Annotated in this window: 15 protein-coding genes and 3 rRNA genes; 3 read left to right on the forward strand and 15 right to left on the reverse strand. The window is 66.6% G+C overall.

The features are described 5' to 3' along the window. Positions 1–12 precede the first annotated feature (12 nt). Positions 13–393 (forward strand): PRC-barrel domain-containing protein, encoded by a 381-nt coding sequence (locus PZB75_RS02720; RefSeq protein ID WP_275533677.1) that lies wholly within the window; start codon positions 13–15, stop codon positions 391–393. Here PZB75_RS02720 and PZB75_RS02725 read toward each other — a convergent pair. The 13 genes from PZB75_RS02725 to PZB75_RS02785 all read right to left on the reverse strand — a co-directional run bounded on the left by PZB75_RS02725 (position 306) and on the right by PZB75_RS02785 (position 15,633). Beyond that, entirely contained in the window at positions 306–1,826 is a 1,521-nt protein-coding gene (locus PZB75_RS02725; protein WP_275533678.1) for a DNA polymerase IV, read from the reverse strand. The genes PZB75_RS02720 and PZB75_RS02725 overlap by 88 nt on opposite strands. Before the next feature lie 57 nt (positions 1,827–1,883). After that, positions 1,884–2,492 (reverse strand): MerR family transcriptional regulator, encoded by a 609-nt coding sequence (locus PZB75_RS02730; RefSeq protein ID WP_275533679.1) that lies wholly within the window; start codon positions 2,490–2,492, stop codon positions 1,884–1,886. A gap of 167 nt (positions 2,493–2,659) precedes the next feature. Further along, positions 2,660–3,133 carry a bifunctional nuclease family protein gene (locus PZB75_RS02735; RefSeq protein ID WP_275533680.1) on the reverse strand — a complete coding sequence of 158 codons (474 nt, stop codon included), beginning with the start codon at positions 3,131–3,133 and terminating at the stop codon, positions 2,660–2,662. Between the two features lie 53 nt (positions 3,134–3,186). Beyond that, positions 3,187–3,936 carry a MerR family transcriptional regulator gene (locus PZB75_RS02740; protein WP_275533681.1) on the reverse strand — a complete coding sequence of 250 codons (750 nt, stop codon included), beginning with the start codon at positions 3,934–3,936 and terminating at the stop codon, positions 3,187–3,189. A gap of 17 nt (positions 3,937–3,953) precedes the next feature. Beyond that, complete coding sequence (locus PZB75_RS02745) at positions 3,954–4,739, reverse strand: FHA domain-containing protein (protein WP_275533682.1); 786 nt, start codon at positions 4,737–4,739, stop codon at positions 3,954–3,956. Between the two features lie 189 nt (positions 4,740–4,928). After that, a complete protein-coding gene (locus PZB75_RS02750) occupies positions 4,929–5,774 on the reverse strand; it encodes a DUF881 domain-containing protein (protein WP_275533683.1) in 846 nt (281 codons plus the stop codon). Then, positions 5,771–6,103: a small basic family protein gene (locus tag PZB75_RS02755; RefSeq protein WP_275533684.1), complete on the reverse strand. Its 333-nt coding sequence runs from the start codon at positions 6,101–6,103 to the stop codon at positions 5,771–5,773. Before PZB75_RS02755 ends, PZB75_RS02750 begins: the two co-directional genes overlap by 4 nt. Beyond that, on the reverse strand, positions 6,100–7,020 hold the full coding sequence (locus PZB75_RS02760) for a DUF881 domain-containing protein (RefSeq protein WP_275533685.1): 921 nt from the start codon (positions 7,018–7,020) through the stop codon (positions 6,100–6,102). Before PZB75_RS02760 ends, PZB75_RS02755 begins: the two co-directional genes overlap by 4 nt. Positions 7,021–7,118: 98 nt before the next feature. Next, complete coding sequence (locus PZB75_RS02765; protein ID WP_275533686.1) at positions 7,119–9,614, reverse strand: mannose-1-phosphate guanyltransferase; 2,496 nt, start codon at positions 9,612–9,614, stop codon at positions 7,119–7,121. A 114-nt stretch (positions 9,615–9,728) separates the two neighbouring features. Further along, positions 9,729–10,337, reverse strand: a complete 609-nt coding sequence (locus tag PZB75_RS02770; protein ID WP_275533687.1) for a CDP-alcohol phosphatidyltransferase family protein — start codon at positions 10,335–10,337, stop codon at positions 9,729–9,731. Between the two features lie 147 nt (positions 10,338–10,484). Beyond that, positions 10,485–10,601 (reverse strand): 5S ribosomal RNA (rrf, locus tag PZB75_RS02775). A gap of 80 nt (positions 10,602–10,681) precedes the next feature. Then, positions 10,682–13,808: ribosomal RNA gene (locus PZB75_RS02780) — 23S ribosomal RNA — on the reverse strand. A gap of 297 nt (positions 13,809–14,105) precedes the next feature. After that, positions 14,106–15,633: ribosomal RNA gene (locus tag PZB75_RS02785) — 16S ribosomal RNA — on the reverse strand. The 16S, 23S and 5S rRNA genes sit together here, the layout of an rRNA operon. Positions 15,634–16,312: 679 nt before the next feature. Here PZB75_RS02785 and PZB75_RS02790 point away from each other — a divergent pair. Both PZB75_RS02790 and ptsP read left to right on the forward strand, forming a co-directional pair. Beyond that, positions 16,313–16,762 (forward strand): PTS glucose transporter subunit IIA, encoded by a 450-nt coding sequence (locus PZB75_RS02790; protein ID WP_275533688.1) that lies wholly within the window; start codon positions 16,313–16,315, stop codon positions 16,760–16,762. A 78-nt stretch (positions 16,763–16,840) separates the two neighbouring features. Then, positions 16,841–18,511 carry a phosphoenolpyruvate--protein phosphotransferase gene (gene ptsP, locus PZB75_RS02795; protein ID WP_275533689.1) on the forward strand — a complete coding sequence of 557 codons (1,671 nt, stop codon included), beginning with the start codon at positions 16,841–16,843 and terminating at the stop codon, positions 18,509–18,511. A gap of 82 nt (positions 18,512–18,593) precedes the next feature. Here the strand turns inward: ptsP and PZB75_RS02800 are convergent, their stop codons facing one another. Together PZB75_RS02800 and PZB75_RS02805 are read right to left on the reverse strand one after the other, a co-directional pair. Continuing rightward, the gene (locus PZB75_RS02800) at positions 18,594–19,544 is read right to left on the reverse strand and encodes a hypothetical protein (protein ID WP_275533690.1); all 951 of its coding nucleotides are present in this window, start codon (positions 19,542–19,544) and stop codon (positions 18,594–18,596) included. A gap of 65 nt (positions 19,545–19,609) precedes the next feature. Then, positions 19,610–21,586 (reverse strand): acetoacetate--CoA ligase, encoded by a 1,977-nt coding sequence (locus PZB75_RS02805; RefSeq protein ID WP_275533691.1) that lies wholly within the window; start codon positions 21,584–21,586, stop codon positions 19,610–19,612. Positions 21,587–21,642: the final 56 nt, after the last annotated feature.

Genomic DNA, 21,642 nt, shown 5'->3' on the forward strand with positions numbered 1-21,642 from the left:
TTGGGAGGCACCGTGCAGACCGACATCGATCCGCGCAGTCTGATCGGCCGCAAGGCGTTCGACCGCGAGGGCACCAAGATCGGGACGGTGGACGAGGTCTACCTCGACGACGCGACCGGTGTGCCCGAGTGGGCCGCCGTACGGACCGGCCTGTTCAGCCGGGACGCCTTCGTTCCCCTCGAACCGAGCGAGTTCGTCGACGACACCCTGCTGATCCCCTTCGACCGCGCGCTGATCAGGAGTTCGCCGGACTTCGGCGTCGGCCGTCATCTCTCACCGGAGCAGGAGCTCCAGCTCTACCACCATTACGGGCTGGACTCCCCGCCGCCGGAGGAACCCGCCGAGTCCGCCCCGGACCGGGACTTCGGCAGGCTGGCGGGCCAGGAGGAGTGATCGACCGGTCGGGGCACCAGGGGCAGCGGATCGGCCGGGTGCAGCTCCGGGTCGTCGACACGGAAGGTGCGCACCCGGCCCGGCACCGATCCGGGCTCCTCGAAGCGCACGGTGACCCGGCCCACCCCGCTGCCCTGCACCCAGCCGTGACCGTGGACGTCGTGCCGGACGTCGTGCCCGGCCGCCCAGTGTCGCGCGGTGAGCTGTTCGGGGGGCGCCGTCGCCGCTTCGCCCGGACGCTCAGCGGATACGTCCCCGTCGGCCCCTGAACCCTCCGCCCCGTCCGGTCGCTCCGCCTCCTCCGGCCGGTCCGTCTCCCCCGCACCGGGCGCCCGCGCGAGGACGGCGGCCTGGGCGTCGTCGGCGGCCTGGGCGAACAGGTCCTCCTGTGTGAAGTCGGCGAGCCCGGTGACGCCGACCCCCAGGAGCCGCACACCCCCCGTGGTGTCCACGTGCTCCAGCAGCCGGTCGGCGGCCTCCCGGACCACTGTGGGGTCGTCCGTGGGCCCTCGTAGCGTCTCGGACCGGGTGAGCGTCGAGAAGTCGTACCTCCGGACCTTGAGGACCACGGTCCGCCCCGAGCGCCCGGCTTCCCTCAGCCGCTGGACGCACCGGTCGGCCAGCCGCGCCACCTCGGACCTGACCCGGGCCCGGTCGTGGAGGTCCATGTCGAAGGTGTCCTCGACCGAGACCGACTTCGCGTCGCGTTCGGCCACCACGGCCCGGTCGTCGAGCCCGAGCGCCATCCGGTACAGCGACCCGCCGTGCGCCTTTCCCAGCAGTCGTACGAGTTCCGCCTCACCGGCCTCGGCCAGATGGTCGACGGTCGTCATCCCGGCGCGGCGGAGATGGTCGCCCGTGGCCGGGCCGACCCCGGGCAGGACCCGTACGGACATCGGCGCGAGGAGTTCCCGCTCGGTGCCCGGCTCGATCAGCACCAGCCCGTCCGGTTTGGCCTGCTCCGAGGCGATCTTGGCGAGCATCTTGGAACCGGCGAGGCCGACCGAGCCCGTGAGGCCGGTGACGGCCCTGATGGCGTCCCGGAGCCGTTCCCCGATCAGCCGGGCCGAGGCGGTGTCGTCCGCCATGGCCCCGGCCTCCAGATCGACGAAGGCCTCGTCCAGGCTGAGTGGTTCCACCAGGGGTGAGAGCCGTCCCAGCAACTCCATCACCTGGTCGCTCACCGTGCGGTAGAGCGAGAAGCGCGGAAAGAGGTACGCGGCGTTGGGCGCCAGTCGTCGCGCCTGCGCCATCGGCATGGCCGAGTGGACCCCGAACCGCCGTGCCTCGTAGGAGGCGGTGGCGACGACCCCACGCGGGCCGAGCCCGCCCACCACGACCGCCTTGCCACGCAGGCTGGGCTTGGCCGCCTGCTCCGCCGAGGCGTAGAAGGCGTCCATGTCCAGGTGCAGGATGGTGGGCGCGGCTCTCACATCAACCGATGCTGCCCCATGGCACTGACAATCGCCGCGCCCGCCGTCCGTGAGGGTTCAGACCGCGCGGTTGCGCCGTCTGGCCAGCTCGTCGGCCGGGTTGTTGCCGATGAGGGTCTCCCCCGTGTCGACCCGTTCGCCGTGCAGCTGCGAGAGCGCGGCGTCCACGTCCCGCCACACCACACCGACCGCGATGCCGAAGACCCCCTGCCCCCCTTGGAGGAGCTTGACGACCTCGTCGGGCGAGGAGCACTCGTAGACCGTCGCCCCGTCGCTCATGAGCGTCATCCGCTCCAGGTCCTGGAAGCCGCGGGCCCGTAGATGCTGGACCGTCGTCCGGATGTTCTGGAGTGCGACACCCGTGTCCAGGAACCGCTTCACGATCTTGAGGAGGACCACGTCCCGGAAACTGTAGAGACGCTGGGTCCCCGACCCGTACGCCGGACGCACGCTGGGTTCGACCAGCCCGGTGCGCGCCCAGTAGTCGAGCTGCCGATAGGTGATCCCCGCCGCCGCGCACGCGGTCGGCCCGCGGTAGCCGATGCTGTCCGCCGGTGTCACGCCGTCCGTCGCCATCGCGGCCGGTTGCCTGATGGTGGGGCCGACTGCACCGCCGTGGTGCGGATACGGCCCGCCCGCCGCCGTACCGTCGCCGCTGATTCTCACGCCGACCTCCGTCCTTGACCTGCCATCACGACGGTAGGCAGTCACTCGGGGTGCGTCAACGATCGCCACACTCGGCACGCCGAGTGATAATCACCCTGAGGGTGGTTTCACGTACCTCGTTGCCGGGAAGGGCTTCTCGGATGCGCTGTCGGCGGTCGGCAGAACGGTCACTGGCTGTTGGTACCGAAGTCCTCCGGCGAGATCTGGTCGAGGAATTCGCGGAACTTCTCGACCTCGTCCTCCTGCTCGTCCGGGATGGCGATACCGGCGTCGTCGAGCACCCCGTCACTGCCGTAGATGGGCGTTCCGGTGCGCAGCGCGAGTGCTATGGCGTCGGACGGACGCGCGCTCACCTCGACACCGCTGGCGAAGACCAGCTCCGCGTAGAAGACCCCTTCACGCAGGTCCGTGATGCGGACCTCGGTGAGCTCCTGGCCGACGGCCTCGAGCACATCCTTGAAGAGATCGTGGGTCAGCGGCCTGGCGGGCGCCATTCCCTGCTGGGCGAAGGCGATCGCGGTCGCCTCCCCAGGACCGATCCAAATGGGGAGGTACCGGTCGCCTCCCGCTTCACGCAGGAGCACGATCGGTTGGTTGGAGGGCATTTCCACCCGGACACCCACTACGTCGAGCTCGTTCACACAGCAACCCTAGGACGTGCCTGGCAGGTTTGGGTAGTCGGGCTCCCCCCTCTTCAGGGAAGCCGGCTCCGCAGAGCCGTCTGCACCAGAGCCACGTGAAGCCGTACGGACAGCTCCGCGAGCTCCTTGGCGGTGGCCTCCGCATAGGCCCTGGTCTGCGGATTCCGATGCCGGCGCAGGGGTGCGACCACCTGTTCGACAAGGCCCGCCTCACGCTCGGCCGCCGCCCGCATGGCCCGCAGATGCCGCGGTTCCAGACCGAATCGGCCCAGATCCGCCACAAGCCTGGCCACCGTCACCGCTTCGGCGTCGTACGAGCCCCCGGAGGTGGGAGTGATCAGCCCGTAGGACTCCCACTCCGCCAGCTGCTCCTCGGTGACCTCGGCGGCAGCCAGCAGCTCGGAGCGCCCGACGCGGGCGGCGGTGGAAGGCGCCGGATCGGGGTCCCAGCCGCCCCAGCCGCCGTCGGCCGGGTCGCGCTGCCCGGCCGGCGGCAGAGTGATGCGCTCACCACGCGCCAGCGCGTCCAGGTGCTCGCGGATGACCTTCAGCGGCAGGTAGTGATCCCGCTGCATCCGCAGCACCTGGGCCAGCCGCTCGACGTCGCCGGGACCGAACTTCCGGTACCCGGACGGCGTCCGCTGCGGCTCCACGAGTCCCTCCGCCTCCAGGAAGCGGATCTTCGAGATGGTGACCTCGGGGAACTCGTCCCGCAGGTGGAGGAGCACCGTGCCGATGCTCATCGTGCGGTCGTCGGCAGCGGCGGCGCCGTGACCGGCGCCGCCCGTCGCTGTTCTCAGCATTGGCCTTCCCTGACGGGTCAGAAACCGCGCTGGCTCGCATAGAACACCAGGCGGTACTTACCGATCTGCACCTCGTCACCGTTGGTGAGCGGGACGGAGTCGATGCGCTCCCGGTTGACATAGGTGCCGTTGAGGCTGCCCACGTCCCCGACCGTGAAGCTGCCGTCCGCGTTCCGGTGGAACTCCACGTGGCGGCGCGAGACCGTCACGTCGTCGAGGAAGATGTCGCTCTGCGGGTGGCGGCCGGCCGTGGTCAGGTCACCGTCCAGCAGGAAGCGGCTGCCGGAGTTGGGACCCCGGCGCACCACCAGCAGCGCGGACCCGGTCGGGAGCGCGTCCACGGCGGCCTGCGCCTCGGGCGAGAGCGAGGGCAGGGCCGTCTGGCCCGTCGCCTCCGCCTCGTACGCCTCCAGTCCGGAGATGGAGATGGTCGACGTCTGCTCCGACGCGCGCTCCGGGGCACCGCCCCTGAGCGGAGCGCCGCAGTTGGAGCAGAAACGGCTGCCCGCCGCGTTGCGGTGACCGCACCTCGTACAGATCGGAGTGGACGCGTACGGGCCGGTGGAGGCCCCTCCACCCGCACCCGACGCCCCAGAACCTATGCCGCCCGCACCGGCGGCATCGGCGGACGACGCGCCGGACCCGCCGGGGGCACGGCCCTCGGCGCCCAGCTCGTCACGGAAGAGCGGGCGATCCGTGCCCTGCTCATCGTCCTGGTCATGGCGTCGCGCGCGATGACGGGCAGCGCTGGTACCGCTGTCCTCGCGTGCACTCTTGCCGAACAACTTCGCAAAAAACTTCACGGGCGATTCCCCTTGACCGACATAGACCCGCCCGTGGGGCAGGACGAACCCTGAATGAACACACCTGCCGACCCGGACATTCTCACAACGTCCGTACGCACTCGACAGTTTCCACCACGCACCACCGTTCCGGTGCGCCGACCCCCCGCAACCTCATGCCCTTGTCCTTCGAGCCCCATGCTCACGTCCTCACTGGGATGACGACTGAGCGTAGTCAGGCCGCTCCGCCCGTCGCAAGGCGTCCACGACGATGTCCTCGGCGCGTTCGACATGGACGGTGGCCTGCTCCTTCTCCAGCGTCTGCACGACACCTCCGGGGATGTTCAACGCGGGCTCCAGGTCCTGGGGCTTGCCGATGACCTCGAAGCGGTACGGAGACTTCACCTTGCGGCCGTCCACCTTGATGTCGCCGGGCTCGCCGGCGAAAAAGGTGTTGGCCACGACCCTGACTCCGTTGATCTGTATCGCCTCGGCGCCCGCCGCGCGCAGTTCCTGGATCGCGTCGAGCAGCATGTCCGGTTTGATGGCGCCACCCGGGTCGTTGATGGTCAGGGTGATGCCGGGCCCGTGAGCCGCCACGGTGCCCGCCAGGATGCCGAGCTGCCGCTCCTTCTCCTGAGTCTGCTTGCGCGCTTCCTCGGCCTGGTCGGAGCTGTTCTCCAGCTCCGTACGCTGGCTGTCAAGACGCTGCTTCTCGTCCTCCAGCCGCTGCGTGCGGTCGTCGAGTTCGTCGAGAATGCGCACCAGGTCCTCCTGGCGTGCCCCACGCAGCGCGCTGTTGTCACTGGTCGAGCGGACCTGGATGGCCAGGCCCAGCCCGAGGCCGAACAGCAGCAGTGCCACGATGAGTTGGGCCCTGGTCACCCGTGGCGGCCACAGCCCTGCCGCCAGCCGCTGACGGCCGGTCAGCCGCTGCTCGGGCGCGCCGGCCGCCGGCTCGTCCTTCCGGACCGTTCCTTCCGCGTCGGCCACCTCTTCGGGGCGGAGGTGTTCCTCGGCGCGGCGGTTCTCTTCGTTGTCGCTCATCGGCCTCAAGCCCGGAAGACGTGCCGACGGATCGCGGCGGCGTTGGAGAAGATCCTGATGCCGAGGACGACGACCACCCCGGTGGAGAGCTGGGCCCCGACACCCAGCTTGTCGCCGAGGAACACGATGAGCGCGGCCACCACGACGTTGGACAGGAACGACACCACGAAGACCTTGTCCACGAAGATGCCGTCGAGCATGGCCCGCAGCCCGCCGAAGACGGCGTCGAGCGCCGCGACGACGGCGATCGGCAGGTAGGGCTCGACCACCACCGGCACCTCGGGCCGGACGAACAGTCCGACCACGACTCCCACGACGAGGCCCAGTACGGCGATCACGATGTGCCCTTCCCTGTGTCTGCCGTGCCGCTGCCCGTGCCGGCGGCCTTCGGCTCTGCTGTACGTACGATCAGGCTCGGCGCGGCCGGGAGACGTACCGTTTCCTGACGGGACATGCCGGCGCGGACCCCGAAGCTCTCCTTCAGCGCGTCCAGGTAGCGGCCGTCGGCGCTGTCCCGGAACGCCGTGCTGAGCTTCTTCGCGTCACCCACCGCGAGCACCGTATAGGGAGGTACCAGCGGCTTGTTGTCGACCAGTATGGCGTCGCCCGCGGCCCTGATCGCCGAGAGGGCGGTCAGCCGCTGGCCATTGATCGCGATCGCCTCGGCGCCGGACTCCCAGAGACCGTTGACGACCCGTTGCATGTCCCGGTCGCGCACCCGCCCGGTGTCGGCGAATCCGGTGCTCTCGCGCGGACCGCCACCGCCCTGGTCGGTGTCCTTGGCGTCATCGACGACCAGCTTCACCCCAGGACCCTGGACCGGCGTCGCTCCGGAGAGCAGCGCGACCAGTTCGCCCTGGTCCCCGCCGTGCTTCTCCAGGGCTCTGCGCTGGCGTCCGCTCACATCGGCGCGGAGCTTGTCGACCTCGGCCTGCAGGTCGTCGGCTCCGGACGTCTCACCGTCGATGCGGTCGATCAGCTCTTCACGTTCCTTGGCCACGACCGGTGCGGAGATCCGCGCCTCGGCCGCGCCGACGGTCACCACCACGGCGGCGAGCAGGAGGCAGGCCGCGAGGCCGAGCTTCGCCTTGAGGGTACGGGGCAGGCCCGCGGCTCCCTCCGCCGCGCGGCGTGCCGACGCCTCCGCGTATCCCTCGTCAAGGCTGTGGTCCATCACATTGGTCAGCAGCGACATGGACGCGTCGGGCCGCGCGGCCTGCGGGGCCGTGTTCCGGTCGGTGGGCTGCTGCGACATGCCGCACATCGTCGCACGTCGCGACGGCTACCGCCGAATGGCCCCATCGGCGTGGCCGGAGGGCGTCGTGCGACGCCCTCCGGCCACGTCTGGCGGGTCTAGTCGCCCGCGCTGTCCACGATCGCCGCCCATTCGTCGAGCAGTGCCTCCGCGGAGGCGTCGTCCGGACCTTCCGCCCACAGGTGGGTGACCGCCTCGGCCGGGTCCGGCAGGACCATCACCCATCGGCCGTCGGCCTCGACCACCCGTACCCCGTCGGTGGTGTCGACATCACGGTCCCCCGCGGCCTCCACGACCCGTCGCATGACGAGCCCCTTGACCGCCCAGGGCGTCGCCAGATCGCGGCGCAGGACGTGCGCACGGGGAATCCGCGCGTCGATCTGGCTGAGGGTGAGCTGCGTCCTGGCCACGAGCCCGATGAGCCGCACGAAGGCGGCCGCACCGTCGAAGACACTGCTGAACTCGGGGACGATGAACCCGCCGCGGCCGTCTCCTCCGAAGATCGTCGACTCGTCCCGGCCCACCCGGGTCAGATCGTCCGGCGAGGTGGTGGTCCATTCGACCTGGGTGCCGTGATAGGCGGCCACCTGCTCGGCGACGCGCGTGGTCGTCACGGGCAGTGCCACCCGCCCGCTGCGCCGTTCGGCGGCGACGAGGTCGAGCAGTACCAGCAGGGCCCGGTCGTCCTCCACGATCCGTCCTCGCTCGTCGACGAGCGAGAGCCGTTCACCGACCGGGTCGAAGCGCACCCCGAAGGCCGCTCTGGCCGAGGAGACGATCTCTCCGAGCCGTACCAGCCCGGATCGCCGGGTCTCCGCGGATTCCGTGGGCCGTGACTCGTCGAGCCCCGGATTGATGGTCAGCGCGTCCACCCCGAGCCGCCCGAGCAGACTGGGCAGTACGAGCCCGGCGCTGCCGTTGGAGGCGTCCACGACGACCTTGAGACCGGCCTCGGCGATTCCGGTGGTGTCGACATTGCGCAGGAGCGAACCGGTGTACGAGTCGAAGACGCTGGACGGGAAGTACAGATCACCGATCTCGCCGGGGAACGCCCGCCGGTACTCCTGGCGCGCGTACACCCGGTCCAGCTTGCGCTGACCGGCCTGCGAGAGGTCCGCGCCCCGCTCGTCGAAGAACATGATGTCGACGGAGTCCGGTACTCCCGGGGAGGTGCGGATCATGAGGCCGCCCGCACTGCCGCGCGCCGTCTGCTGGCGCGCCACGGGCAGCGGCACGTTCTCCAGGTCCCGGACGTCGATGGCGCTGGCCTGGAGCGCCGAGATCACCGCTCTCTTCAGCGCACGGGCGCCACGCGAGTGGTCACGCGCGGTGGTCACCGTCGACCCCTTCTTCAGGGTCGTGGCGTACGCGCCGGCGAGCCGCACCGCGAGTTCCGGTGTGATCTCCACGTTCAGGATGCCGGAGACCCCGCGTGCCCCGAACAGATGGGCCTGACCGCGCGACTCCCAGATCACCGATGTGTTGACGAAGGCGCCGGCCTCGATGGTCTTGAACGGATAGACCCGGACGTTGCCCTGAATGATCGATTCTTCACCGACCAGGCACTCGTCACCGATGACGGCTCCGTCCTCGATGCGGGCCGCGCGCATGACGTCGGTGTTCTTGCCGATCACACAGCCGCGGAGGTTGCAGTGCTGACCGATGTAGACGTTGTCGTGGACCACGGCTCTGTGGAGGAACGCGCCGGTCTTCACGACGACGTTCGACCCCACCACGGTGTGTTCCCGGATCTCCACGCCCGCTTCGATCTTGGCGTAGTCACCGATGTACAGCGGCCCGCGCAGTACGGCGTCGGGATGGACCTCTGCTCCTTCGGCGACCCATACGCCCGGGGAGATCTCGAATCCGTCGAGTTCGACGTCGACCTTGCGTTCCAGGACGTCGGCCTGTGCCTTCACATAGCTCTCGTGCGTGCCGACGTCCTCCCAGTAGCCCTCGGCGATGTAGCCGTAGATGGGCTTGCCTTCCTTCATGAGCTGCGGGAAGACGTCACCGGACCAGTCGACGGAGGTGTCGGCCTGCACATAGTCGAACACCTCGGGCTCCATGACGTAGATGCCCGTATTGACGGTGTCCGAGAAGACCTGGCCCCAAGTGGGCTTCTCCAGGAAACGCTCGACCTGCCCTTCCTCGTCCACGATCGTGATCCCGAATTCCAGCGGGTTCGGGACCCGGGTCAGGCAGACCGTGACGAGGCCGCCCTTCTCCTTGTGGAAAGCGATGAGGTCGGTGAGGTCGAAATCGGTGAGCGCGTCACCGGAAATGACGAGGAAGGTGTCGTCCTTCAGCGCCTCCTCGGCGTTCTTGACACTCCCCGCAGTGCCGAGTGGCTTCTCCTCGTTGGCATAGGTGAGCTCCATTCCGAGCTCCTCGCCGTCACCGAAATAGTTCTTCACCAACGAGGCGAGGAACTGTACGGTCACAACGGTTTCATTCAGCCCATGCCGCTTGAGCAGCCGTAGCACATGCTCCATGATCGGCCGGTTGGCCACGGGAAGGAGCGGCTTGGGCATGCTTGAGGTCATGGGGCGAAGACGAGTGCCTTCGCCGCCTGCCATCACGACGGCCTTCATGACGGAAACGTCCTCCTTGAAGAGACGACGATCAAGCCGACTTCGCCCGTCGGGGGCAGAATCTGTTTCATCAGCCGCGGGCCGGCGACTCTGCACGGCACCGCATCAACGAGCTCAATCGGCTACTGCGTCCGCCTTCACCAAACGGCGGACCTGAACCACGTAGAGGACTCCTGCCCACCAGTAGAGGGTTGTACCCCAACCGGCGAACGCCCATCCGAAAACGGCGGCCAACGATGCAAGCCAACCACTTCCGTCGCTGAGCAGCAACAAGGGGAAGGCGTACATCAGGTTGAACGTCGCGGCCTTCCCCAGGAAGTTCACCTGGGGCGGCGGATAGCCGTGCCGCCGCAGGATGGCCACCATCACCAGGAGCATCAGCTCACGGGCGAGGAGCGCCGCGGTGAGCCAAAGGGGCAGGATCTCCCGCCAGGTCAGTCCGACGAGGGTCGAAAGGATGTAGAGCCGGTCGGCAGCCGGGTCCAGGAGTCGGCCGAGACTGCTGATCTGGTTCCACCGGCGGGCCAGTTTCCCGTCGAGGTAGTCACTGACACCGCTGAACATCAGCACCAGCAGTGCCCAGCCGTCGCTGGTGGGCCCGCCGAACACCGGGCGAAGGATCAGCCACAGGAAGAGCGGTACGCCGACGAGGCGGGCCATGCTGAGGATGTTGGGGATGGTGAGCACCCGGTCCGTCTGGACCCGAGTCTCCTGGACCTCCACCCGGGGGCCTCCTGTGTGAAGAACGTGCGAATGATGCCCCCCGACCCTACCCTCAGCCGTCGGCCTCCTCAGCACAGGGGTCACGCCCGGCCGGGAACGCAGAAAAGCCCCGTGCCACAAGGGCACGGGGCTTTCCCGTCACAAATAGTTCGGCGGCGACCTACTCTCCCACAGGGTCCCCCCTGCAGTACCATCGGCGCTGAAAGGCTTAGCTTCCGGGTTCGGAATGTAACCGGGCGTTTCCCTAACGCAATGACCACCGAAACACTATGAAAATGTGAACCAACCGGACAACAACACAGCCGTTCATTATTTCAGAACCAACACAGTGGACGCGAGCAACTGAGGACAAGCCCTCGGCCTATTAGTACCAGTCAGCTCCACCCGTTACCAGGCTTCCACATCTGGCCTATCAACCCAGTCGTCTACTGGGAGCCTTAACCCCTCAAAGGAGGTGGGAATACTCATCTCGAAGCAGGCTTCCCGCTTAGATGCTTTCAGCGGTTATCCTTTCCGAACGTAGCCAACCAGCCATGCCCTTGGCAGGACAACTGGCACACCAGAGGTTCGTCCGTCCCGGTCCTCTCGTACTAGGGACAGCCCTTCTCAATATTCCTACGCGCACAGCGGATAGGGACCGAACTGTCTCACGACGTTCTAAACCCAGCTCGCGTACCGCTTTAATGGGCGAACAGCCCAACCCTTGGGACCGACTCCAGCCCCAGGATGCGACGAGCCGACATCGAGGTGCCAAACCATCCCGTCGATATGGACTCTTGGGGAAGATCAGCCTGTTATCCCCGGGGTACCTTTTATCCGTTGAGCGACGGCGCTTCCACAAGCCACCGCCGGATCACTAGTCCCGACTTTCGTCCCTGCTCGACCCGTCGGTCTCACAGTCAAGCTCCCTTGTGCACTTACACTCAACACCTGATTACCAACCAGGCTGAGGGAACCTTTGGGCGCCTCCGTTACTCTTTAGGAGGCAACCGCCCCAGTTAAACTACCCATCAGACACTGTCCCTGATCCGGATCACGGACCCAGGTTAGACATCCAGCACGACCAGAGTGGTATTTCAACGACGACTCCGCAACCACTGGCGTGGCCACATCACAGTCTCCCACCTATCCTACACAAGCCGAACCGAACACCAATATCAAACTATAGTAAAGGTCCCGGGGTCTTTCCGTCCTGCTGCGCGAAACGAGCATCTTTACTCGTAGTGCAATTTCACCGGGCCTATGGTTGAGACAGTCGAGAAGTCGTTACGCCATTCGTGCAGGTCGGAACTTACCCGACAAGGAATTTCGCTACCTTAGGATGGTTATAGTTACCACCGCCGTTTACTGGCGCTTAAGTTCTCAGCTTCGCACACCCGAAAGCGCACTAACCGGTCCCCTTAACGTTCCAGCACCGGGCAGGCGTCAGTCCGTATACATCGCCTTACGGCTTCGCACGGACCTGTGTTTTTAGTAAACAGTCGCTTCTCGCTGGTCTCTGCGGCCACCCCCAGCTCATGGAGCAAAGCCCAATCACCAGAAATGGCCCCCCTTCTCCCGAAGTTACGGGGGCATTTTGCCGAGTTCCTTAACCATAGTTCACCCGAACGCCTCGGTATTCTCTACCTGACTACCTGAGTCGGTTTAGGGTACGGGCCGCCATGAAACTCGCTAGAGGCTTTTCTCGACAGCATAGGATCATCCACTTCACCACAATCGGCTCGGCATCAGGTCTCACCCTCCATGTTGCACGGATTTACCTGCACAACGGGCTACACCCTTACCCCGGGACAACCACCGCCCGGGCTGGACTACCTTCCTGCGTCACCCCATCGCTTACCTAATACAAGTCTGGACCGTCGGCTCCACCACTACCCTCAACTCCGAAGAGATCAGGCCGGCTTCACGGACTTAGCATCGCCTGATTCAGTACTGGGCGTTTCAAAGCGGGTACCGGAATATCAACCGGTTGTCCATCGACTACGCCTGTCGGCCTCGCCTTAGGTCCCGACTTACCCTGGGCAGATCAGCTTGACCCAGGAACCCTTAGTCAATCGGCGCACACGTTTCTCACGTGTGTATCGCTACTCATGCCTGCATTCTCACTCGTGAACCGTCCACAACTCGCTTCCGCGGCTGCTTCACCCGGCACACGACGCTCCCCTACCCATCCCAGCCCCCGTTAGGAGTACATGCTGAAATGACACGACTTCGGCGGTACGCTTGAGCCCCGCTACATTGTCGGCGCGGAATCACTTGACCAGTGAGCTATTACGCACTCTTTCAAGGATGGCTGCTTCTAAGCCAACCTCCTGGTTGTCTCTGCGACTCCACATCCTTTCCCACTTAGCGTACGCTTAGGGGCCTTAGTCGATGCTCTGGGCTGTTTCCCTCTCGACCATGGAGCTTATCCCCCACAGTCTCACTGCCGCGCTCTCACTTACCGGCATTCGGAGTTTGGCTAAGGTCAGTAACCCGGTAGGGCCCATCGCCTATCCAGTGCTCTACCTCCGGCAAGAAACACACGACGCTGCACCTAAATGCATTTCGGGGAGAACCAGCTATCACGGAGTTTGATTGGCCTTTCACCCCTAACCACAGGTCATCCCCCAGGTTTTCAACCCTGGTGGGTTCGGTCCTCCACGAAGTCTTACCTCCGCTTCAACCTGCCCATGGCTAGATCACTCCGCTTCGGGTCTTGAGCGCGCTACTAAAACGCCCTATTAGGACTCGCTTTCGCTACGGCTTCCCCACACGGGTTAACCTCGCAACACACCGCAAACTCGCAGGCTCATTCTTCAAAAGGCACGCAGTCACGACGCACCGAGCAAGCTCGATGCGCGACGCTCCCACGGCTTGTAGGCACACGGTTTCAGGTACTATTTCACTCCGCTCCCGCGGTACTTTTCACCATTCCCTCACGGTACTATCCGCTATCGGTCACCAGGGAATATTTAGGCTTAGCGGGTGGTCCCGCCAGATTCACACGGGATTTCTCGGGCCCCGTGCTACTTGGGAAATCCTCAAGCAAGCCGTTGATGTTTCAGCTACGGGGGTCTTACCCTCTACGCCGGACCTTTCGCATGTCCTTCGCCTACACCAACGGTTTCTGACTTGCCGACCAATCGGCAGATTGATCAAGAGAACTCCCACAACCCCGCATGCGCAACCCCTGCCGGGTATCACACACATACGGTTTGGCCTCATCCAGTTTCGCTCGCCACTACTCCCGGAATCACGGTTGTTTTCTCTTCCTGAGGGTACTGAGATGTTTCACTTCCCCTCGTTCCCTCCACACTGCCTATGTGTTCAGCAGCGGGTGACAGCCCATGACGACTGCCGGGTTTCCCCATTCGGACACCCCCGGATCAAAGCTTGGTTGACAGCTCCCCGGGGCCTATCGTGGCCTCCCACGTCCTTCATCGGTTCCTGGTGCCAAGGCATCCACCGTGCGCCCTTAAAAACTTGGCCACAGATGCTCGCGTCCACTGTGCAGTTCTCAAACAACGACCAGCCACCCATCACCCCACCCCAAAAAGGTGAGTGCACTGGGGCCGGCAACCGAAGGCGACCATACGGCCATACCCTCAGACACCCAACAGCGTGCCCGGTCCAGTCAAACCTTTTTCATGTTCCACGCCGAAGCAGTACTAATGAACAAGACCCAACCAGACCGAATAGTCAACGTTCCACCCATGAGCTGACCACCGCCGGACAGATGCCGACGTAGTGGCTCTGGACCCCTCGCAGGGTCTAGATGCTCCTTAGAAAGGAGGTGATCCAGCCGCACCTTCCGGTACGGCTACCTTGTTACGACTTCGTCCCAATCGCCAGTCCCACCTTCGACAGCTCCCTCCCCACAAGGGGGTTGGGCCACCGGCTTCGGGTGTTACCGACTTTCGTGACGTGACGGGCGGTGTGTACAAGGCCCGGGAACGTATTCACCGCAGCAATGCTGATCTGCGATTACTAGCAACTCCGACTTCATGGGGTCGAGTTGCAGACCCCAATCCGAACTGAGACCGGCTTTTTGAGATTCGCTCCGCCTCACGACATCGCAGCTCATTGTACCGGCCATTGTAGCACGTGTGCAGCCCAAGACATAAGGGGCATGATGACTTGACGTCGTCCCCACCTTCCTCCGAGTTGACCCCGGCGGTCTCCTGTGAGTCCCCATCACCCCGAAGGGCATGCTGGCAACACAGGACAAGGGTTGCGCTCGTTGCGGGACTTAACCCAACATCTCACGACACGAGCTGACGACAGCCATGCACCACCTGTACACCGACCACAAGGGGGGCACCATCTCTGATGCTTTCCGGTGTATGTCAAGCCTTGGTAAGGTTCTTCGCGTTGCGTCGAATTAAGCCACATGCTCCGCTGCTTGTGCGGGCCCCCGTCAATTCCTTTGAGTTTTAGCCTTGCGGCCGTACTCCCCAGGCGGGGAACTTAATGCGTTAGCTGCGGCACCGACGACGTGGAATGTCGCCAACACCTAGTTCCCAACGTTTACGGCGTGGACTACCAGGGTATCTAATCCTGTTCGCTCCCCACGCTTTCGCTCCTCAGCGTCAGTAATGGCCCAGAGATCCGCCTTCGCCACCGGTGTTCCTCCTGATATCTGCGCATTTCACCGCTACACCAGGAATTCCGATCTCCCCTACCACACTCTAGCCTGCCCGTATCGACTGCAGACCCGGGGTTAAGCCCCGGGCTTTCACAACCGACGTGACAAGCCGCCTACGAGCTCTTTACGCCCAATAATTCCGGACAACGCTTGCGCCCTACGTATTACCGCGGCTGCTGGCACGTAGTTAGCCGGCGCTTCTTCTGCAGGTACCGTCACTTGCGCTTCTTCCCTGCTGAAAGAGGTTTACAACCCGAAGGCCGTCATCCCTCACGCGGCGTCGCTGCATCAGGCTTTCGCCCATTGTGCAATATTCCCCACTGCTGCCTCCCGTAGGAGTCTGGGCCGTGTCTCAGTCCCAGTGTGGCCGGTCGCCCTCTCAGGCCGGCTACCCGTCGTCGCCTTGGTAGGCCATCACCCCACCAACAAGCTGATAGGCCGCGGGCTCATCCTGCACCGCCGGAGCTTTCAACCCCATCCCATGCGGGACAGAGTATTATCCGGTATTAGACCCCGTTTCCAGGGCTTGTCCCAGAGTGCAGGGCAGATTGCCCACGTGTTACTCACCCGTTCGCCACTAATCCACCCCGAAAGGCTTCATCGTTCGACTTGCATGTGTTAAGCACGCCGCCAGCGTTCGTCCTGAGCCAGGATCAAACTCTCCGTGAATGTTTTCCCGTAATCGGGACACACATCACGAGAGCGGAACAACCGGTCGGAATAAGACCGGTCATCCACAGCGTCCTCGCTGTGTCATTGCCTGCCCCCAGCCACAAGGACCGGTGAACAGGACTTTCAAAGGAACCACCAACCTGCCGAAACAGGCCGGGGTATCAACATATCTGGCGTTGACTTTTGGCACGCTGTTGAGTTCTCAAGGAACGGACGCTTCCTTCGTACTCACCCTCTCAGGCTTTCCTCCGGGCGCTTCCTTCCGGTCTTGCGTTTCCGACTCTATCAGACTCTTTCGTGTCCGATTCCCGGCCGGCCGGGCTGCTTTCCAGTTCCTCGCTTTCGCGTTTCCCTTTCCAGCGGTTCCGACTCTATCAGGCCTTTTCCATTACCTTTGACCAGTTCCGCAGGCATGCGGAATTTGAATCCGGGTTAGAGTCTGGGCTTGAGAGCCGCTGCCGACCCCCGACTCAATGTCGCGTTGGGGTCAAGCAGGAGTACGACAGTACACGGCCGCTGGGAGTCGAGGCAAATCGTTCCGGTGCTCCCCCAGGCCCGCCAATCGGTAGGTCTCGGGCGGAACCGGAACTTCTTATGACTTACCCTGCTCACCAGAGTACGCCGCCCCTCACCCACCTCGGCGGCGACGCCAGAATCTCCACCCTGGGAGGCCCCCATGACCAACGTGACGTCCCCTCTTGCCGGACGCGCCATCGGACTCACCGCGGTACCCGACCCGGTCTTCTCCGGCGCGATGGTGGGCCCAGGAACCGCCATCGACCCCGTGCGTGAACCGTCGGAGGCCGTGTCCCCGGTCGACGGCATCGTCGTCTCCCTCCACCCGCACGCCTTCGTCGTCGTGGACGGTGACGGACACGGGGTGCTGACCCACCTAGGTATCGACACCGTGCAGCTCAACGGCGAGGGCTTCGAGCTCCTCGTCAAAAAGGGCGACACCGTGCAGCGCGGACAGAGCGTCGTGCGCTGGGACCCGGCCGCCGTGGAGGCCGCCGGCAAGTCCCCGGTGTGCCCGGTCGTGGCGCTCGAAGCCACCGCCGACTCCCTTTCCGACGTCCGCGAGGACGGCGACGTGAAGGTCGGCGACACGCTGTTCGGCTGGCAGTGACGCCCGGCGCGGCGCGACACGAGCAGGTCGGACATCAACCGCGGCGGCCAGGCCGTCGCACAACCGGAGACGGGTGAAATGGAGACAACGCTGCGAGGCGTCGGTGTGAGCCACGGTGTGGCGATCGGCGAGGTTCGGCACATGGGTACGGCTGTCCTCGAACCGCCGGCCAAACAGATTCCCGCCGAGGAGGCCGAGCGCGAACAGGGGCGCGCCCGTCAAGCCGTGGAAGCTGTGGCCGCCGACCTGATGGCGCGCGGCAATCTGGCCGGGGGCGAGGCACAGGCCGTGCTGGAGGCCCAGGCCATGATGGCCCAGGACCCGGAACTCATGGCCGATGTGGACCGGCGCATCAGCGTCGGCAGCACCGCCGAACGGGGTGTGTACGACGCGTTCGCCGCGTACCGGGCGCTGCTCGCCAACGCCGGGGAGTACCTGGCGGGGCGCGTCGCCGACCTCGACGACGTGCGCAACCGGATCGTGGCGCGGCTGCTCGGTGTGCCGATGCCGGGCGTGCCGGACAGCGACGAGCCGTACGTGCTCGTCGCGCGGGACCTGGCGCCCGCCGACACCGCGTTGCTCGACCCCGCCCTGGTGCTCGGCTTCGTGACCGAGGAGGGCGGACCGACCAGTCACAGCGCCATCCTGGCGCGTGCGCTCGGGGTGCCCGCGGTGGTGGCGCTCCCCGGCGCCGGGGAACTGGCGGAGGGCACGGTCGTCGCGGTGGACGGCAGCACGGGTGAGGTCTTCGTCGACCCGAGCGCCGAGAAGCGGGGGGAGCTGGAGAGCGCCGCGGCGGAGCGCAAGGCCGCGCTCTCGTCCGCGACCGGACCCGGGGCGACCTCCGACGGGCACAAGGTGCCGCTGCTCGCCAACGTGGGCGGTCCCGCCGACGTCCCGGCGGCCGTCGCCGCGGGCGCGGAGGGCGTGGGACTCTTCCGTACCGAGTTCCTGTTCCTGGACGACAGCACGCAGGCGCCGTCCGAGGAGAAGCAGGTCGCGGCGTACCGCGCGGTGCTTGAGGCGTTCCCCGAGGGCCGGGTGGTCGTACGGGTGCTGGACGCCGGCGCGGACAAGCCGCTGGATTTCCTGACACCGGCGGACGAGCCGAACCCGGCGCTGGGCGTACGCGGTCTGCGCAGTCTGCTGGACCACCCCGAGGTGCTGCGCACCCAGCTGACCGCGCTGTCGAAGGCGGCCGAGGGTCTGCCCGTGTACCTGGAGGTCATGGCGCCCATGGTGGCCGACCGCATCGACGCCAAGGCGTTCGCGGACGCCTGTCGTGAGGCCGGGCTGCGGGCGAAGTTCGGTGCGATGGTGGAGATTCCGTCCGCCGCGCTGCGCGCCCGGTCGATCCTTCAGGAGGTGGAGTTCCTGTCGCTGGGGACCAACGACCTGGCGCAGTACGCCTTCGCCGCCGACCGTCAGGTGGGTGCCGTCTCTCGTCTCCAGGACCCGTGGCAGCCCGCGCTGCTGGATCTGGTGGCGCTGTCGGCCGATGCCGCCAAGGCCGAGGGCAAGAGCTGCGGTGTCTGTGGTGAGGCCGCCTCCGATCCGCTGCTCGCCTGTGTGCTGACGGGTCTTGGGGTGACGTCGCTGTCGATGGGCGCCGCTTCCCTCCCCTACGTGCGCGCGACGCTGGCGAAGTACACACTGGCGCAGTGCGAGCGTGCCGCGGCCGCCGCGCGGGCCGCCGACTCCGCCGACGAGGCGCGGCTCGCGGCTGAGCGGGCGCTGTCGGGCGAGTAGTTCCGCTCGGTCGCGTGACGCGGCCGGCTTCCGGGAGTGAAGGGGCTTCCCGCCTGATCCGGCGGGAAGCCCCTTCGGCGTGTCAGTGGTGGTCCTCCGGTGCGACGGCGCCGATGTCGAATCCGGCGAGGTACTCCACTCCTGGTTCCGGCGAGACGGGTTCGCCGGTGTCGGCGTCGGTGCAGTAGGCGCTGAACACCTCACCGGCGGTGAGCGGGACGAGGCCGCCGCGGTTCAGTCGCCAGCCGTGCACACGGTCGGGGACGCCCGGCGCGGTCGTACGCAGGACCAGTCCCGCCGGGCTCTCCAGGGCGATGCCGACGGCGAGCACGGAGACGAACTCGGCTCCCTCGGAGGGTTCGAGACGGACCGGACCCGTCCCCTCGCGTTCGGTGCGGAGGACCGCCAGCAGCTGGTCGTGCTCGGTCGGGACGCTGCAGACCAGGTGCTGGGCGCCGGGGCCCGCCGATTCCAGGGTGCGGGTCAGCAGGTGGGAGGCGCGGTCGAAGGCGGCGCGGCCGATGTCCTGGCCGCAGTCGGCGCAGTCGCCGAGGTCGGCCAGGCGCAGGGTGGCGTACTCCCAGGTGGCACGGCGGACCGCCCGGCCGACGAGCAGCCTGATCAGGGTGTCGACGGGTTGTCCGGCGTACGCCACGGTGGCGCCGGTCGCCGCGACCTCGGCGGTGAAGCGGCTGCGGCCCGCCGGGGTGTCGGGGTCGAGGCCGGACTCGGCGCAGAACTCGGCGTACTCCTCCGGGTCGAAGAGGGCGACCGTGGTGTGGCGGTCCTGCGCCGCGAAGGTCCTGAGCAGGCTTTCGACCTGGCGGAGGTAGGTGGCGTGATCGTCGAACGTGAACGTGCGGTAGCGCCGCATGGCCGCGAAGTCCCGCTCGTCGGCCAGCAGGCCGATGGCGCTCGGGGCTTCGCGGCGCAGTGTGCGTCGCATGGCCGCGCCGCTCCGGCCGGCGCCACCGCGGCTGCGTCCGGTGTGCTTGGTGGTCTTGATGTGCTTGGCGTGCTTGGTGTGCGCCATGAGTCCCCCTGTGCGCTGTGGATCATTGCTCACTCAGCGTAATCGGGGGGACTGACAGACGGCGGTCAGCGGCGGGTGCGGGCGAGGTCCTCGTAGAAGTGGAGGAGTTCGAGATTGTCGATCGAGCCCGGGTTGACCGCCTCGGCGAGGGGTGTGCCCTGGAGGACGCGTTTGACGGGGACCTCGATGCGTTTGCCGGTGAGGGTGTGCGGGATGCCGGGGACCTCGATGATGTCGTCGGGGACGTGGCGGGGTGAGAGGTTTTCGCGGATGGTCCGTTTGACGCGGTCGCGAAGGCCGTCGTCGAGGGTGGCGCCCTCGGCGAGGTGGATGAAGAGCGGCATCCAGTAGCCGCCGTCCGGCTCCTCGATGCCGATGACGAGGGCTTCACGGATCTCGGGAAGACGCTCGACGGCCTCGTAGATGTCGGCGGAACCCATGCGGACACCCTGGCGGTTGAGGGTGGAGTCGGAGCGGCCGTGGATGATCACCGAGCCGTGGTCGGTGAGGGTGATCCAGTCGCCGTGGCGCCAGACGCCGGGGTACACGTCGAAGTAACTGTCGTGGTAGCGGCTGCCGTCGGGGTCGTTCCAGAAGCGGATCGGCATGGAGGGCAGCGGGTTCGTGACGACGAGTTCGCCGACCTCGCCGATGAGCGGTCTGCCCGCGGGGTCCCAGGACTGGAGGTCCGTGCCGAGGCAGGGCGCCTGGAGCTCGCCGATGTGGACGGGCAGGGTGGGAACGGCGCCGGCGAAGCAGCTGCAGACGTCCGTGCCGCCGCTGACGGAGGCGATCCACAGGTCGTCGGACACCTCGTCGTGGAGCCAGCGGAAGCCGTCGGGCGGCAGCGGCGAGCCGGTGGTGGCCACACACCGGACCCGGGAGAGGCCGTGGTCGCGCCCCGGGTGGACGCCGGCCTTGCGGCAGGCCATGACGTAGGCGGCGGAGGTGCCGAACAGGGTGGCGCCGGTCCGTTCGGCGACGCGCCACTGGGCGCTGATGTCGGGGTGGCCGGGGCTGCCGTCGTACAGCACGATCGTGGTGCCGGTGAGCAGGCCGGAGACGAGGAAGTTCCACATCATCCAGCCGGTGGAGGTGTACCAGAAGAAGCGGTCGTCGGGGCCCAGATCGCAGTGCAGGCCGATCTGCTTGAAGTGTTCGAGGAGGATGCCGCCCTGGGACTGGACGATCGCCTTCGGGAGTCCGGTGGTGCCGGAGGAGTAGAGCACCCACAACGGGTGGTCGAAGGGGACCGGCTCGAAGACCGGCTCGGTGTCGGCCGCGGTGACGGCGGACCATTCCAAGGCGCCTTCGGGGGCGGCGGTGCCGAGCAGCGGGATGTGGACCACGGCGCGGACGGTGGGGAGTTCGCGGCGCAGCTCGGCGACGGTGCCGGTGCGGTCGTGCTCCTTGCCGCCGTAGCGGTAGCCGTCGACCGTGAACAGCACGACGGGCTCGACCTGCTGAAAGCGGTCGAGGACGCTGCGGGCACCGAAGTCGGGGGCGCAGGACGTCCAGACACCGCCGACGGCGGCGGTGGCGAGGAGGGCGACGGCCGCTTGCGGGATGTTGGGGAGGTAGCCGCTGACCCGGTCGCCGGGGCGGACGCCGAGCGCGCGGAGTTCCGCGGCGAGCGAGCCGACCTGGCGGCGCAGTTCGCTCCAGCCGACGGACGTCAGGGTGTGGGTCTCGTCGACGTGGATCAGCGCGGGGGTGTCGGCGCGCAGGGGGTCGTCGGCGGTGCGCAGGGCGTGTTCCGCGTAGTTGAGGGTGGCGCCGGGGAACCACTGGGCGCCGGGCATGGTCCGGTCGCCGATGACGGTGTCGTACGGGGTGGAGAACCGTACGTCGAACCAGTCGGCGACGGCCTGCCAGAAGGTGGCGAGTTCGTCGACGGACCAGCGGTGCAGCGCCGGATAGCCGCCGTCGGCCGGTGCCCCGTACCGTTCGGCCGCCCAGCTCTGGAAGCGGGTGACGGCCGCGGCGGCGACGCGGTCGGCGTCGGGCTGCCAGAGGGGGGCTTCGTTCGCTGCTGAGGTCATGGGGCGGCTCCATGGCTGTCCGGGTACGCGGGTGTGCGTCGGTCCGCACGCACGTG

The sequence above is a fragment of the Streptomyces sp. AM 4-1-1 genome, assembly GCF_029167625.1.
In the GTDB taxonomy this organism is placed as follows: Bacteria; Actinomycetota; Actinomycetes; order Streptomycetales; family Streptomycetaceae; genus Streptomyces.